Raw genomic sequence first — 15,649 nt, 5'->3', positions numbered from 1 at the left:
AGCTAGTCGGTCAACAAATGATGCTCGAACCTAACAATACTAGCAAATTCGGCTTCGTCGAGACTGGCCCCACCGACCAGGGCACCATCGACGTCTTTCTCGCGCATGATGCTGGCCACATTAGCGGCCTTCACCGAACCGCCGTAAAGGATTCGTACCGAGCGGGCCACCTCGGGCCCGTGGTCTTGACTCAGTAACTCACGGATCGCTGAGGCCATTTCTTGAGCGTCCTCAGGGCCAGCGACTTCGCCAGTGCCGATTGCCCAGACCGGCTCGTAGGCAATAACCAGGTCTTGCACGTGCTGGGTGGGTACTTTGGCGATCCCGGCGCGGACCTGGCCCAGGGTGTGCTCGAGATGGCGATGGTCTTCACGCACCTGGAGGTCCTCGCCGACACAGAGGATCGGCACGAGCCCGTGCGTGAAGGCGGCCTGGACTTTGGCGGCCACGATCTCATCGGATTCCTGGTGGACGCTACGACGCTCGGAGTGGCCGACGAGCACGTACCGGCAGTCGAGTTTAGCGAGGAACTGGCCCGAGATATCACCGGTGTAGGCTCCGGAGGCGTGTGGGGAGAGATCCTGGGCTCCCAGAGAGACCGGGAGCTTATCACCGCGGATCAGGGTCTGCACACTGCGGAGATCCGTGAAGGGCGGGAAAACCGCGACCTCAATGGTGTCGAAATCGTGATCGGCATCGTTGAGGGTCCAGCAAAGCTTTTGCACCAGCGTGACGGCCTGCTGGTGGTCGAGGTTCATCTTCCAGTTACCGGCCATCAGCGGGGTGCGGTCATAGGCTCCGTTAGTTGTGGAGGTCATGCACAGATCAGTCCTTCATCTTCTCGGGTCCGGTCAGCAAAGGCTCGACGAGCTACGCCGTGCCAACGGTCGGGTTGCACGTGCTACAGAGCCTGTCTTAGTTCTGCAGGGCCTGCACACCGGGTAGCTCGCGTCCTTCCAAATATTCCAGGGAGGCCCCACCTCCGGTGGAGATATGGCCGAACTGGTCGTCACCGAAGCCCAGATTGCGCACGGCAGCTGCTGAATCGCCACCGCCAACCACGCAGAGTCCATCAACCGCGGTGAGGGCTTCGGCTACGGCCTTGGTGCCGGCCGCGAAGGCGGGTAGCTCGAAGACACCCATCGGGCCGTTCCAGAAGACGGTGTGAGCTGCGCGGATGGTCTGGGCGTAATGGGCTGCCGAGTCGGGCCCGATATCGAGGCCCATGGCCGACTCTCCATAGGTACCAGTTGCCAGACCATCGACGGGGCGAACTTCATGCCCGGCGTCAGCACCGAACGTTTCGGCCATCACGATATCGGTCGGCAACACGATGGTGGCCGCGCCGCCTTGGCCGGAGCGCTTCAGGTATTCGGCCACGGTATCGATCTGGTCTTCTTCGAGTAGTGAGGAGCCGACCTGATGCCCCTGCGCGGCGAGGAAGGTGAAAACCATTCCCCCGCCGATCAGTAGCGTGTCGGCTTTGTCGAGCAAGTTATCGATGACCGCAAGCTTATCGGAGACTTTAGATCCACCCAGGGCCACTACGTAGGGGCGAGCCGGTTCGGTGATCAGCTGGTCGAGTACCTGCAACTCGGTAGCGACCAGGTCACCCTGGTAGGCCGGAAGGTGCCGGGCGATATCGAAGACAGAGGCGTGCTTGCGGTGCACCGCGCCGAAGGCGTCGTTAACATAAACCCCAGTGTCGCCGACCAAACTTGCCAGTTCAGCTGCCAACTCAGCCCGTTCGCTGTCATCTTTGGAGGTTTCGCGGGGATCGAAGCGGACATTTTCCAGCAACAGGATCGATCCGTCGGCCAGCGCATCGGCCTTGGAACGAGCATCTTCACCGGTCAAATCGGTGGCACGCTGGACCGCGATCGTGGTGAGTTCAGCCAGCCGGGTAGCCACGGGGGCCAGGGAAAATTCGGGGTTGGCCTCACCCTTGGGGCGTCCCAGGTGAGCCATGACGATCACCTTGGCTCCTGCTGTGGCGAGCTTTTCCAAAACCGGCAATGAGGCGCGGATCCGACCGTCGTCCGTGACGGTTCCGGAATCCAGAGGCACGTTCAGATCAGACCGAACCAAGACGTAGCGGGAGCTGACTCCCTGCTCAAGCAAGTCGTTGAGGTTTTGTGCAGGCATAGGAGGAGACCTTTCAAACGGCGATATTCAGGAGCATACACCGGCCCGAGCGGTCCACCGAGCAGTGGACTCGCCCGGGCCGAACGTCTGGTGATCCAGGGGGCTGATGATGGTGTCAGAGCCGAGTTCCAGGGGTTAGAGAGTGTCGGCGGCACGCTCGACGAGGTCAAGCATTTGGCAGGTGTAACCGTACTCGTTGTCGTACCACCCAATAACCTTCACCACGCGACCAATGGACTTGGTCAGCGGGGCGTCATAGGTGCAAGCTGCGGGGGTGGTTGCGATGTCAGCCGAGACCAGCGGGTCGGTAGAGTACACCAGGCGTCCGGAGAGCTCGGGGGTTTCGGAGGCCTTTTTGAAGGCTTCGTTGACCTCCTCGATGGACACCTCATGGTCGAGCTCGACGGTCAGGTCGGTGGCAGAGCCGGTGATCACCGGCACGCGCATTGCGAAACCATCGAGCTTGCCCTTCAGATCCGGGATCACTTCGCCGATGGCTTTGGCGGCCCCGGTGGAGGTCGGGATCATGTTTTGGGCCGCGGCCCGAGCGCGACGCTGATCCTTGTGCGGGGCATCGACCAGCTGCTGATCGCCGGTATAGGCGTGGATGGTGGTCATAATGCCGTCGACGATGCCGAAGCTATCGTGCAGGGTCTTGGCCATTGGGGCCAAACAGTTGGTCGTGCAGGAGGCAGCGGAGATGATAGTCATCTCTTCGGTGAGGTTCTGATCGTTGACACCGACCACGAAGGTGCCATCAACGCCTTTTCCGGGGGCAGAGAGCACGACCTTCTTGGCTCCGGCGTTGAGGTGGGCGCTAGCGGCCTGGCGATCCCGGAACTTACCGGTGGATTCAATCACGACATCGATACCAAGCTCGCCCCAGGGCAGGTTGTTCGGGTCCTTTTCCTGGAACACGCGGATCGTTTGGCCGTTGGCGATGATATTGCCGCCGTCGTAGCTGATCTCGTGTGGGTAGTTACCCAGCACCGTGTCGTATTTGGTCAGGAAAAGCAGGTCTTCGGGTTTGGTCAGATCGTTGACGGCCACCAATTCAAGATCGGGGTGGCGAGATTCGATAACCCGTAACGCGTTACGTCCAATACGTCCGAAACCATTGATGGCGATTTTTGTCATGTCAGGTCAAGCCTGCCTTTCGCAAAAGACTGTGTTGCCGTAAGCATGGTAGCGAGGTCGAGATGCTACGCCGGCCTCCCGTTGTCCAGTCTAAACAGCACCGGGGGCACCCTGCTAGGTGCAAGGTGCCCCCGAAGCATGGTTCACGCTACGACAACGCGATGGTTACGGGGTGACCAGACCGGATGCCTGGGAGCGTGCTACCTCAAAGCGCCGCTGAACATCTTCCCAGTTGACGATGTTCCAAATGGCCTTAACGTAATCGGCCTTGACGTTCTGGTAGTCCAGGTAGAAGGCGTGCTCCCACATGTCCAGCTGGAACAGCGGGATGGTCGCCACGGGGACACCGTTCTGCTGATCGTAGAACTGCTCGATGACCAGGTTGCCACCGATCGGCTCGTAAGCCAGGATCGCCCAGCCCGAACCCTGGATACCCAGAGCAGCTGCGGTGAAGTGGTCGCGGAAGGAATCGAAGGAACCGAAGTACTCGTCGATGGCGGCAGCCAACTCGCCGGTGGGCTTGTCGCCACCGTTTGGGGAGAGGTTCTTCCAGAAGATGGAGTGGTTGGTGTGACCACCCAGGTTGAAGGCCAGATCCTTGGAGAGCTGGTTAATCGCGGAGAAGTCACCGGCTTCGCGAGCTGCCTCCAGCTTTTCCAGCGCGGTGTTGGCGCCTTTTACGTAGGTATTGTGGTGCTTATCGTGGTGAAGCTCCATGATGCGGCCGGAGATATGGGGCTCCAGGGCTGCGAAATCGTAGTCTAGGTCGGGCAGAACGTACTTTTCCACGTTTCCTCCTCATACATCCCCCACGATGGCGTCTGGCGGTGGGGCCACGCACGCAGGGCAGGGTTTTTGATCAGTTCTGTCAGCCGGTGCGGTGTGTCGACCATAAGCTGTCGTGATCGCTCCGGCGAACAGCGACGGGACGCGTCTTCAAGGCCACGCCCGTTGATTCTCATCCTAGACAACGTGACCCGGTAGCGATCAAGAGCACACTGACTCGGATCAGCTCAGGGCGAGAGTTTAGTCATCTTCGCGTAATTCTTCAGGCACGGCGTCGTGGGTATTGGGAATGTTTTCCTCGGCGGCACGCTTATCGGCCATGGCCAATAACCGGCGAATACGGCCGGCGATGGCGTCTTTGGTCATCTGCGGTTCGGCCAGTCGCCCCAGTTCATCCAGGGAGGCATGCTGGTGCTCGATGCGGAGCCTGCCGGCGTATTCCAGGTGCTCGGGCACATCGTCTTCCAGGATCTCCAGGGCGCGAGCGACCCGGGCGCCGGCGGCCACGGCGGCCTGGGCGGAGCGACGGAGGTTCGCGTCGTCGAAGTTCGCCAGCCGGTTGGCAGAGGCCCGAACTTCTTTGCGGGTACGGCGCTCTTGCCAGACTTTAACGGTTCCAGTGGCCCCCATGGCAGTGAGCAGGTCGGCAATGGCATCTCCATCGCGAATCACGACTCGATCGGATTGGCGTACTTCGCGCGCCTTGGCCATCACGCCCAACCGACGGGCAGCACCGACCATGGCCAGAGCAGCCTCGGGTCCGGGTGCGGTGACTTCCAGGGCGGAAGAACGGCCCGGCTCGGTCAGGGAACCATGGGCCAGGAAGGCCCCGCGCCAGGTAGCGGCGGCATCGGCCGTGGAGCCGTTGACGATCGCCGGTGGCATGCCACGAACCGGACGTCCGCGGGGGTCGACCAAACCGGTCTGGCGGGCCAGTTCGGCTCCACCGGCCAACACACGGATCACATAGCGGTCCCCGTGGCGCAAATTTTGGCCGGAGACGCGGATCACTTCGGTTTGGTGGCCGTAGAGCCCTTGGATCGTCTGGCACAGACGCTGGGCCGCTTCGTGGTGGTCGAGTTCGGTCTCGACCACGATGCGACCGGAGATGAGGTGGATACCACCGGCGAAACGCAACATGGCCACGGCCTCAGCGGCGCGCTCCGAGGAGGTGGTGACCGGAATCTGGCACAGCTCTTGCTTCACAGCGGCTGTCAGTGCCATGCAATACCCTCTTTCGACAACGGCACATCGGCAAGATGGCCCGAGTGTTTTACCGAGTGTTTCCGCGCCACCAGGTGTGACGCAACTGGCGAGCAATCATGAGAACCGCGAAAAGATCTCGTCGAAAGCCACCGCCAGTTTCAGTGGATCGTGGACCCCATCGCGCTGATCGTCCAATACCCTACTAAAAACTGCTTCAGCACCAAGTTTTTCTGCTGTCTGCTCAAACTGGTCGCGGTCGGTATCATCGACCACGGAGTGATCGACAATGATCGCGTCAAAACGCAGTTGGGGAGCGTACTGATGGAGCACCTCCAGGTGGTCGGCGGCGCACATGTTGTTGGTCTCGGTGGTATTGGGTTGCAGGTTCATCACCAGGGCGCGTTGTGCGGTGGTTTGGATCAGCGCGTTGCGCAGCTGGGGTAACAGCAAGTGGGGCAAGACTGAGGTGAACCAGGACCCGGGACCCAGCACAACCCAGTCGGAAAGATCGATGGCTTCTAGCGCTTCGGGGGTGGCCGAGGCGGTGTCCGGGTCGAGACGGATCGAGACCACCGAGCCGGCGGCAGCGGCGCGGGCCAACTCAGCCTGACCGGTGATGGTTTCCCGGATCAGTTCTCCCTGATCGTTGCCCGAGAGCACCGTACCGGAGATGGTCAGCGGGACCCGGGACATCGGCAGCACCGTGCCGCGGGCTCCCAACAGGGCTCCGGCCCATTGCAGTCCGGCGACCGGATCGCCCAGTAACTCGCCCAGAGCCACGATCAACAGGTTGCCCAGCGCGTGGTTGTTCAGGGTCCCCGGAGTGCCATCGGCGCGTTGAGTTATGAAACGGTGTTGCATCGTATCGCGCCACGTTCTCCCCCAGTCGGTGTCATCACACAGCGCCGCCAGAGCCATCCGGAGGTCCCCGGGAGGGATCACGTCGAGTTCTTGGCGGATCACGCCAGAGGAACCGCCGTCATCGGCCACGGTCACCACGGCGGTGAGTTCACCGGCGATGAGTCGCAACGCTGACAGAGTCGAGTACAGTCCGTGGCCACCACCCAGTGCGGTGACTTTCAGCGCGGGAGCATGGTGCCCGGATTTACGGGCCGCATTAGAACGGGAGGGGGTCAGCGGTAGCTGACCGGTGTAATGCACGCTCATTCTCGGCCCCGATCTCGGTGGGAAATGGTGACTTTCAGCCCGGGCTGTTGTCGTAAGCGACGCCCCAGTTCTTCGGCAATCGCCACCGAGCGGTGTTTACCACCGGTGCACCCGATGGCCAGGGTGGCATAGTGCTTATTTTCGGCCCGGTAGCCCTCCATCACCGGGTGCAGGGCTTGGACGTAGTGATCCAGAAAAATATTCACTCCGGGCTTGGCAAGCACGAATTCTGACACGGGCTCATCGAGTCCGGTCAACGGGCGCAGCTCGGGCACCCAGTGCGGGTTGGGGATGAAGCGCACGTCGGCTAAGAAATTGGCGTCTTGAGGCACCCCATACTTGAAACCGAAGCTCAGGACATTGATGCGCAGCACGATCGGGCCCTGATCTGAAAACAGGTCCCGGGTGGCCTTGGTGAGGTCGTGGACATTCATCTTCGAGGTGTCGAGGATGAGCTCGGCCTGGTCGCGAAGATCTTCGAGCAGTTCTCGTTCGCGACCGATCCCGTCATTAATGCGACCATCGCCCTGCAACGGGTGCGGGCGACGTCCGGATTCGAAACGCCGGACCAGGACCGCGTCATCAGCGTCAAGGAACAGCACCCGCAGCTCGGTGCCATCGACCCGCAACTGGTGCATGGCTTCCTGGACCGAGGTGAAAAATTCTTTGCTTCGCACATCAACCACGAGGGCGAGCTTGAGACCCGTGCTTTCGGTGGTCTTGGAGATCAGCTGTGACATGGTCACGAACAGTTGCGGTGGCAAATTATCGACCACATACCAGCCCTGGTCTTCTAAGGCGTGGGCGGCGGTAGTCCGTCCGGCACCGGACATTCCGGTAATGATCAGGACCTCGGTGCGGGGTGGTTTGACAGGTTCCAGCTCGGAGGGTTCCACGGGTGTCGTCATGCCGTTAAGCCTACTCACTTCGCGCCCGAAGATCGCCGGGAGCACGACGGTTAATCTGCGCAAGAGTCTCAGCTGCTCAGGAGTCCTGGGAACCTTCGGCTTGCTACGTCTCGTCCGGGTGTAGGGCCGTATAAATCGTCTCAGCCAGCGCCGGCCCGATCCCTTGGGCATTTTGGAGTTGGTCCACAGTCGCGGCGGTGATCTTTTTGACAGACCCAAATTCGGCCAACAGCGCTTTGCGTTTGGCCGGGCCCAGTCCAGCAATGTCGTCGAGAGCGGAGTGGGTCATGGCCTTGGCGCGACGTTTGCGGTGGGCGGTGATCGCGAACCGGTGGGACTCATCGCGTAGCCGTTGCAACAGGTAGAGCCCCTCCGAGCTGCGTGGTAGCACCAACGGGAAGTCATCACCGGGGACCCACAGCTCTTCGAGGCGCTTGGCCAAACCGACCACTGGAATATCGTCGATCCCAAGGTCGGCCAGCGCCTGGGCGGCCGATGCGACCTGCGCCGGTCCCCCATCGACGACCACCAGAGAGGGCGGATAGGAGAAGCGTTGACGGTCCTGATCGTCCTCGGCGGCCAGCTCAGCTGGATCCAGTTGCCCTGAGAAAGGCTCAGGGGTGTTAGCTTGTTCCTGCAGATACTTCTTGAACCTGCGGGTGAGCACATCGTCCATGGCTCGCGTGTCGTCCCGGGCGGCTTCGCCGGTGACGTTAAACAGTCGATAGTCGCGTTTTTTGGGCAGACCATCTTCAAATACCACCATGGACCCGACCACATTGGTGCCCTGGGTGTGGGAGATGTCGTAGCATTCGATCCGCAACAGCGGTTCATGCAGGCCCAGAGCTTGCTGGAGTTCTTTCAGGGCCGCTGATCGGGCGGTAATATCTCCGGAACGACGAGATTTGTGCAACCGTAGGGCCTCCACGGCGTTGTCTTTGACGGTATGCATCAGATCCTTTTTGGCGCCTCGCTGCGGGACCCGCAAATTCACGTGGGCGCCACGACGCTCTTCAAGCCAGGATTCTAAACCCGACACCTCGCCGGGCAAGACCGGGACCAAGACCTCGGCAGGGATGCGGTCTTGATCATCGAGCTGGCCATAGACTTGCTGAAGGAGTTGTTCGATCAGATCTTGTTCGGAGACGTCTTCGACCTTTTCCACCACCCAGCCACGCTGACCACGAATCCGGCCGTCGCGAATGTGAAAGACCTGGAAAGCGGCTTCTAGCTCGTCATCGGCGAAGGCAAAAATATCGGCTTGGGTATTTTCGGGTAGCACCACCGCGTTGCGTTCAAAGACTTTGTTCAACGCGGCAATGTCGTCGCGATAGCGGGCGGCATCCTCGTAGCGCAACTCGGCCACGGCCTCGGCCATTTTGGTCTCGAGTTCCCTGACGTAAGGCCGGATGTTGCCGTTCATAAAACTGATGAAGTCGTGGGCAAGTTGGCGATGGTCGGCTTCGGAAATATTGCCCACACAAGGGGCGGAGCACTTGTCGATGTATCCCATCAGACACGGTCGACCGGACAGTTCGGCCCGGCGAAATACTCCGGCCGAGCAGGTGCGGACCGGGAAGACACGCAACAACAGGTCCATGGTTTCACGAATAGCTTTGACCGGGTGGAAGGGACCAAAGTACTTCACACCGGGACGTTTATCTCCCCGCATCACCATCACCCGCGGGAAGCGCTCATTGATGGTCACCGCCAGATACGGATACGACTTATCGTCGCGGTACATAATGTTATAGCGCGGGGTGAACTGTTTGATCCAGGTGTATTCCAACTGGATCGCCTCTTGCTCACTGGCGACAATGGTCCATTCCACACCGCTGGCAGAGGTGACCATGGCTCGGGTTTTCGGGCTCAGTTGTTGCGGCGAGGCGAAATAGGACGTCAGCCGGTTCCGGAGGTTTTTTGCTTTGCCCACATAGATAATCCGGCCGGTGGCATCTTTGAACCGGTAGACCCCGGGGTCGGTGGGAATATCCCGGGTACGTGGTCGATAGGTTGCGGGATCAGCCACAGCTGATCAGTTCTCCGTATCCTGCTCGGCCGAGGCGGCGGAATTATAGGAATCCACGCGTTCTTGGCCGGTTAACTGAGCGATCGCGTCCATAATCTCGTCGGTGATCTGGCGGCGAAGCTTGGGCTTGTGCTTCGGGCCATTTTTTTCAAACTGCAGGGGCTCTCCCACCGTAAGCCCGAATTTATGGGGCACGATCAAGTTACGTCCCGGAGGTTGCAGACGGTCGGTTCCAGTCAATCCCACCGGAATGACCGGTGCGCCGGTGGTCAAGGCCAACCAGCCGACCCCGGTCTTGCCACGGTAGAGTCGGCCATCGCGGGAGCGGGTGCCTTCGGGGTAGATGCCCACGCCTTCACCGTTGTCCAGGAATTCCACCAGCCGATCCAGGGCAGCCACTGAGGCGGCTTTTTGTCCACGATCCACCGGAATAGATCCGACCGATTCGAAGAAACTCTTCTGGAGCTTGCCTTTGATCCCCGGTGCGGTGAAGTATTCGGCTTTGGCGAAAAACCGCACCAGACGCGGGAGCATACTTTGTAGCAACACCGAGTCAAAGAATGACAGATGATTGGAGGCGACGATGAACCCTCCGGTGTCGGGAATATGGTCCAACCCCGAAATGTCAGGGCGACACGTGACCTTCACGAGGCCACGAAATCCGATCCGCACCGGATTTCGTTCGCGCAATCGCATGAAGCTCCTCACAAATGATGGTGGTAGTGATGACAACCGAAATTGCTACCCAGCATGATCTCAGCCGGTGGACAGCACGATTATACCCGTTGACCAGCAGCACCAGCACCGTTGCGTGATCAGCTCACCTTACGGAGCGCTACCGTCGGGTCACTACGATCCCAACACACGCATCGTTGCAGTGTGCGGAAGCGATTTTCCTCGGTACAATCCTTAGGTGTTGCCAGCCTGTACAGGCTCCGACTGCTCCCATCGATCACCATATGTGCACTCAGAGTGCACAGAATTTTCTGGAATCACACAGTATGCCCATTGAACACGATCATCCCGCTGCCCATCACGATTCGGCCGGCTCTGCCACCGAGTCCTCTCGCTCACGACGCATCTGGCCATGGGTTCTGGGCGGTGGCATCGTCGTGTTGGGCGTGGGCGTCTATGTCGGCACTGCCATGGCTTTTGAGGATCGCCTACCAGCGAACTTCACCGTCGAGGGAATCGATGTGTCGGGTATGAATGTTGACCAAGCCCAGCAGAAGGTCGAGGACGAGTTGGACGAACGAGCCTCTCGTGAGTTGACCCTGGTGAGAGACATCCAGTCCCAGGACAGTGCCACGGGGGACGAAACCCCCACAGTAGACGATGCGACTCAGGACGATGTGACCGCCACCGTGGTGCCCGAAGAGATTGGCTTGGACTACGACGTCGACGGTGTACTGCAGGAGTATCGTGGCCTGAATTTCTCCCCGGTGGTGTTGTGGCAACGCCTCACCGGTGAAGGCCACCGTGAGGCGGAGACGACGATCGATGAATCTCAGGCCACCGAGGCGTTGCGCGGTCTTTCCGAGCAGATGAGCCAGGAACCCGTCGAAGGGTCGGTGACCTTCAACGCCGGTGACGTGGCATACCAGGCTCCCGTGTCGGGCGTGGGAATCACCGCCGAAGGGCTCGCAAGTCACGTGGAGGAGAACTGGTTGCAGGAATCCGAGGAGATCCATGTTCAGGGCGAGACGCTGGAGCCTCAAATCTCCGCTGACACCTGGCAGAGCTTCGTGGAAAACACAGCCGAACCACTCGTCGCTGACTCTTATACGGTCACCGCCGGCGAGGCCTCCACTGAGCTCACCCCGGAGCAGTTGGGGGAAGCAGCCCAGGTGGACACCGGAATGCAGGGCCCTTCAGCCACCGCAGACAGTTCGGAAGATAGCGAGGAATCTGAGGCATCAACGGACTCGACGGGCTCGACAGCGTCGATGCAGGAGTCATCGAGCGAGGGCACCGGCGATGCGACACCGTCTTTGGAACTGGACGAGGACTCGTTGGTCGCATCGCTGGAGGCCAATGAGGACGGGTTCGCTTCCTCGGCTACCGATGCGACGGTCAAGCTCAGTGGAAAGGCTGGATCGGCTCGTCCGGAGGTAGTCCCGGGAGAAAGCGGCACCGGGATAGCGGGTGAGGAGGTCGCTGACGCTATTGAGCAGGACCTGGCGCAGGATCAGACCCGCAGTGTCGAAGTCGAGGTCAAATCCCAGGATCCGGAGGTGACCACAGAGGATGCTGAGGCCTGGGATGTCACCCACGAGGTCGCAGAGTTTTCGACGCCGTATCCGGATGATCCCACGCGTACGCCGAACCTTGAGGTGGGTGCTGAACGCGTCAACGGGACCGTGATGATGCCCGGCGAGGAATTCAACCTGGCCGAGTCCCTGGGCCCGGTGACCGAAGTCAACGGTTACGTTTCTTCCGGTGTCGTCCAGTCGGGTGTGACCGCGCAAGCGGTCGGTGGCGGTGTCTCGCAAATTGCGACCATGGCCTATAACGCTGGCTTCTTATCGGGGATGGACATTAAAGAACACCGTCCCCACTCGCGCTGGTTTGACCGCTATCCTAAGGGCCGGGAATCGACATTCTGGGAAGGCCAAATCAACGTCCGCTGGCTCAATGACACCGATGCTCCCGTGATTGTCGAAATGTGGCTGGACGATGAGAAAGTTCACGTGCGCGTGTGGGGCAACGACTACTACGATGTGTCGACGTCAACCTCAGAGCCGTATAACTACACCAATTCGCAGACCATCACCTCGAGCGAACCCAACTGTGTTCCGGAAGCCGGTGGCCAACAGGGGTTCACCGTGGACGTTACACGCTCGCGTACCGATCCTGAGGGCAACACCGATGACGAGTCCTGGACCTGGACCTACTCGGCATGGCCTCGGGTGATCTGTCAATAGGACTCGGGACTCGGGGAATCCTCCACGTGGTTAGTCCTGTGCGCCATGGAGTAGCGGGGCCAGGTATTGACCGGTATAGGATCCCTGGACGGTGGCCACCTGTTCGGGGGTTCCGGTGGCGACGACCTGGCCACCACCGGAACCGCCTTCGGGTCCCATATCGATAATCCAGTCGGCTGATTTCACCACGTCCAGGTTGTGTTCGATGGTGATCACGGTATTGCCCTTATTAACCAGCCGAGTCAACACCAACAACAGCTTACGGATATCTTCAAAGTGCAGGCCAGTGGTCGGTTCATCAAGCACATAGACCGCCCGCCCTGCCGTGCGTTTTTGCAGTTCGGTGGCGAGTTTGACCCGCTGAGCTTCACCACCGGATAGTGTGGTCGCCGGTTGGCCTAGCTTCACGTAGCCAAGGCCGACATCGACCAGTGTGTTCAGATAACGAGAGATCTTTCCGTAGGCGGAGAAGAACTCGGCGGCCTCAGCGATCGGCATATCCAGCACTTCGGCAATATTTTTGCCCTTATAGTGGACCTCGAGAGTTTCGCGGTTATACCGGGCTCCGTGACAGACCTCGCAGGGCACATAGACATCCGGCAAGAAGTTCATTTCGATCTTTAGTGTGCCATCACCGGAGCAGGCCTCACAGCGACCACCCTTGATATTGAAGGAGAATCGGCCGGGCTGATAGCCACGCACTTTTGCTTCGGGGGTGTCAGCGAAGAGCTTACGGATCGCGTCGAAGACGCCGGTATAGGTAGCTGGGTTGGACCGAGGCGTACGTCCGATCGGGGACTGATCGACGTGGACCACCTTGTCCAACTGGTCCAGACCCGTGACTTTCTTATGCCGGCCCGGCACCAGGCGCGCGTTATTGAGTTCATTGGCCATGACCTTGTACAGGACCTCATTGACCAGGGTGGACTTCCCCGATCCGGAGACACCGGTCACCGCGATGAAAGTTCCCAAGGGGAAGTCGACGGTGACGTTATCGAGGTTATTTTCGCGGGCGCCGACCACTCGGACGATCCGCTGGCGGTCAATCGGTCGGCGGGTCGCGGGAACGTCGATGGTGCGTCGATGGGCCAAATAGTCGCCAGTGATCGAGCGGGTGTTGTTTTTGAGATCTTCGAGCGAACCGGAGTGGACCACCTCTCCCCCGGCCCGTCCGGCAGCCGGGCCAATATCGACAATCCAGTCGGCAGCTTCAATGGTTTCCTCATCATGTTCGACCACGATCAAGGTATTGCCCAAGTCGCGCAGGCGCAATAATGTGCCAATCAGGCGGGAGTTATCGCGCTGGTGGAGCCCGATCGAGGGCTCGTCGAGTACGTAGAGCACCCCGACCAGACCGGATCCGATTTGGGTGGCTAGCCGGATACGCTGGGCTTCACCACCCGAGAGAGTGGCTGCCGGGCGTTCCAGGTTCAGATAGTCCAGACCGACATCGACCAAGAAGTGCAACCGGGCGTTGATTTCTTTGAGCACCTGGTCGGCGATTTTGGCGTCCCGGTCACTGAGCTGCAAGTTCTCCATGAAGTCAATGGTGTCCTCCATGGGCATGGCCGAGACCTCGGCGATTGATTTTCCCCCAACCATCACCGAAAGCGAAGTGGGGTTCAGCCGGGCACCGTGGCAATCCGGGCAGGCCACCTGGCGCATATAGGACTCATACCGATCACGGGCGTGATCGGATTCGGTTTCGGCGTATTTGCGCTTAATGTAGTCCACCACGCCCTCGAAACCGGACGTGTAACGCCGTTCCCGACCCCACCGGTTGCGGTATGCCACTTCGACTTTGTAATTATTGCCGTGCAACAGTGCTTTTTTGGCCTTGGCGGGCAACTCTTTCCACGGGGTGGTCATCGAAAAGCCCAGCTCATCGGCCAGACCTGCCATCAGCCGTTGCCAATACTGGGAGGCAGCTTTACCCATGTGCCAGGGTGCGATCGCGCCTTCTTCCAGGCTCAGATCCGGGTCTGGGATCACTAAGTCCTGATCAACCTGCAACCGGGAGCCGATACCGGTACAGGTCGGGCAGGCGCCGAAGGGGCTATTGAAGGAGAACGAGCGGGGTTCGATTTCGTCAATGGTCTGCACGTGCCCGTTGGGGCAGGACAGCTTTTCGGAAAACGACCGATATTTGGCCCGGCCCTGCTCATCTTCGGCGACCCATTCGGCGGTGTTCTTTTTCTCCGGGTCAATCTCGGCTTTGACGTCGACGAAATCGACGACCAAGATCCCCTCGGCAAGTTTCAGGGCGGTTTCGACCGAGTCGGTCAGTCGGGTGCGGATACCGTCGCGGATCACCAGCCGGTCAACGATCACGGCGATATTGTGCTTGTACTGTTTCTGCAGCTTGGTGGCCTCGGCCAGCTGGATCTGCTCTCCGTCCACGATGGCGCGGGAGAAGCCTTGCTGGGAGAGCTCGGCAAAGAGGTCGGCGAATTCGCCCTTGCGGCCGCGCACCACCGGGGCCAGGATCTGGAAGCGGGTTTTCTTCGGTAATTCCAGCAACTGATCGACGATTTGTTGCGGGGTCTGCTGGGAGGCAGGCTCACCGCACTCCGGGCAGTGCGGAGTCCCGATCCGGGCCCACAGCAGGCGCATATAGTCGTGGATTTCGGTGATCGTGCCCACGGTGGACCGAGGGTTCTTCGAAGTGGATTTCTGGTCGATCGATACCGCCGGGGAGAGTCCCTCAATAAAATCAACCTGGGGCTTATCGACACGGCCCAAGAACATCCGGGCATAGGCAGACAGTGATTCCACGTACCGGCGTTGGCCCTCGGCGAAGATGGTGTCAAACGCCAAGGACGACTTACCGGAGCCAGATAGTCCGGTAAACACCACGAAAGCATTGCGAGGAATATCGATACTGACATTTTTCAGATTGTGCTCACGGGCGCCGGCCACAATGATCCGGTCGGCTTCGACCGAATCGTGGTGAGCGACGGTCTGTCCCGGGTGGGGTCCCGAGGCCAGCGAGTAGTTCTCTGAACCGGTCGAGGTAGTGGTCACGGTATCGTCTAGGTCCTCTCCGACTTACACGGTCGCAGTTGTTCTCAGGTCGTTGTCAGTCAGATCGCGAGCAGCTCGTGATCAGGAATTCTCCCGCTGTGCTACCAGGGCACAGGCAGTGACACGGCGCGGAGCCGACAAGCCTACCTGCTCTATGGTAGTCCGGTCTGCCGGTATGTTTGCCGACAGCTAATCCGGCTCTTCACAATCGAGGGTGTAGACGGGGGTCTCGGGGAAGTGGCGCGTCGATAGCTGGATAGAGGTCGAGGCCTTCCGATGATGGAAGTTCCTACACAAGCCATCTGAAAGACCTCGACGTGCCT

General features: G+C 60.0%; 11 protein-coding genes. 1 reads left to right on the top strand and 10 read right to left on the bottom strand.

What is annotated here, in order from left to right; all coding sequences use genetic code 11:
- Window positions 1–2 precede the first annotated feature (2 nt).
- From tpiA to DYI20_RS05630, 9 genes are all read right to left on the bottom strand, one after another.
- Window positions 3–818 (bottom strand): triose-phosphate isomerase, encoded by an 816-nt coding sequence (gene tpiA / locus DYI20_RS05670; protein WP_122549067.1) that lies wholly within the window; start codon window positions 816–818, stop codon window positions 3–5.
- 97 nt (window positions 819–915) lie between these two features.
- Window positions 916–2,145, bottom strand: a complete 1,230-nt coding sequence (locus tag DYI20_RS05665) for a phosphoglycerate kinase (RefSeq protein ID WP_122549066.1) — start codon at window positions 2,143–2,145, stop codon at window positions 916–918.
- A gap of 135 nt (window positions 2,146–2,280) precedes the next feature.
- Window positions 2,281–3,282: a type I glyceraldehyde-3-phosphate dehydrogenase gene (gap, locus tag DYI20_RS05660; protein WP_122549065.1), complete on the bottom strand. Its 1,002-nt coding sequence runs from the start codon at window positions 3,280–3,282 to the stop codon at window positions 2,281–2,283.
- Between the two features lie 165 nt (window positions 3,283–3,447).
- Complete coding sequence (locus DYI20_RS05655) at window positions 3,448–4,071, bottom strand: superoxide dismutase (protein WP_110110112.1); 624 nt, start codon at window positions 4,069–4,071, stop codon at window positions 3,448–3,450.
- 237 nt (window positions 4,072–4,308) lie between these two features.
- Window positions 4,309–5,292 carry a DNA-binding protein WhiA gene (gene whiA, locus DYI20_RS05650; protein ID WP_122549064.1) on the bottom strand — a complete coding sequence of 328 codons (984 nt, stop codon included), beginning with the start codon at window positions 5,290–5,292 and terminating at the stop codon, window positions 4,309–4,311.
- Between the two features lie 96 nt (window positions 5,293–5,388).
- The gene (locus DYI20_RS05645) at window positions 5,389–6,441 is read right to left on the bottom strand and encodes a gluconeogenesis factor YvcK family protein (RefSeq protein ID WP_122549063.1); all 1,053 of its coding nucleotides are present in this window, start codon (window positions 6,439–6,441) and stop codon (window positions 5,389–5,391) included.
- Complete coding sequence (rapZ, locus tag DYI20_RS05640; RefSeq protein ID WP_110098287.1) at window positions 6,438–7,349, bottom strand: RNase adapter RapZ; 912 nt, start codon at window positions 7,347–7,349, stop codon at window positions 6,438–6,440. The genes DYI20_RS05645 and rapZ overlap by 4 nt, the downstream gene beginning before the upstream one ends.
- Before the next feature lie 103 nt (window positions 7,350–7,452).
- Window positions 7,453–9,378 carry an excinuclease ABC subunit UvrC gene (gene uvrC / locus DYI20_RS05635; protein ID WP_122549062.1) on the bottom strand — a complete coding sequence of 642 codons (1,926 nt, stop codon included), beginning with the start codon at window positions 9,376–9,378 and terminating at the stop codon, window positions 7,453–7,455.
- A 6-nt stretch (window positions 9,379–9,384) separates the two neighbouring features.
- Window positions 9,385–10,074, bottom strand: a complete 690-nt coding sequence (locus DYI20_RS05630) for a lysophospholipid acyltransferase family protein (protein WP_122549061.1) — start codon at window positions 10,072–10,074, stop codon at window positions 9,385–9,387.
- Between the two features lie 305 nt (window positions 10,075–10,379).
- Between DYI20_RS05630 and DYI20_RS05625 the strand changes: the two genes are divergently transcribed.
- Window positions 10,380–12,302 (top strand): VanW family protein, encoded by a 1,923-nt coding sequence (locus DYI20_RS05625; protein WP_166769811.1) that lies wholly within the window; start codon window positions 10,380–10,382, stop codon window positions 12,300–12,302.
- A 30-nt stretch (window positions 12,303–12,332) separates the two neighbouring features.
- Here DYI20_RS05625 and uvrA read toward each other — a convergent pair whose 3' ends face one another.
- Window positions 12,333–15,290 carry an excinuclease ABC subunit UvrA gene (gene uvrA / locus DYI20_RS05620; protein ID WP_122549085.1) on the bottom strand — a complete coding sequence of 986 codons (2,958 nt, stop codon included), beginning with the start codon at window positions 15,288–15,290 and terminating at the stop codon, window positions 12,333–12,335.
- Window positions 15,291–15,649: the final 359 nt, after the last annotated feature.

The sequence above is a fragment of the Auritidibacter ignavus genome, from assembly GCF_003703835.1.
Classification (GTDB): Bacteria; Actinomycetota; Actinomycetes; order Actinomycetales; family Micrococcaceae; genus Auritidibacter; species Auritidibacter ignavus.
The sequence above is the reverse complement of the archived record's forward strand: the minus strand, read 5'-3'. Positions and strand labels throughout refer to the sequence as shown.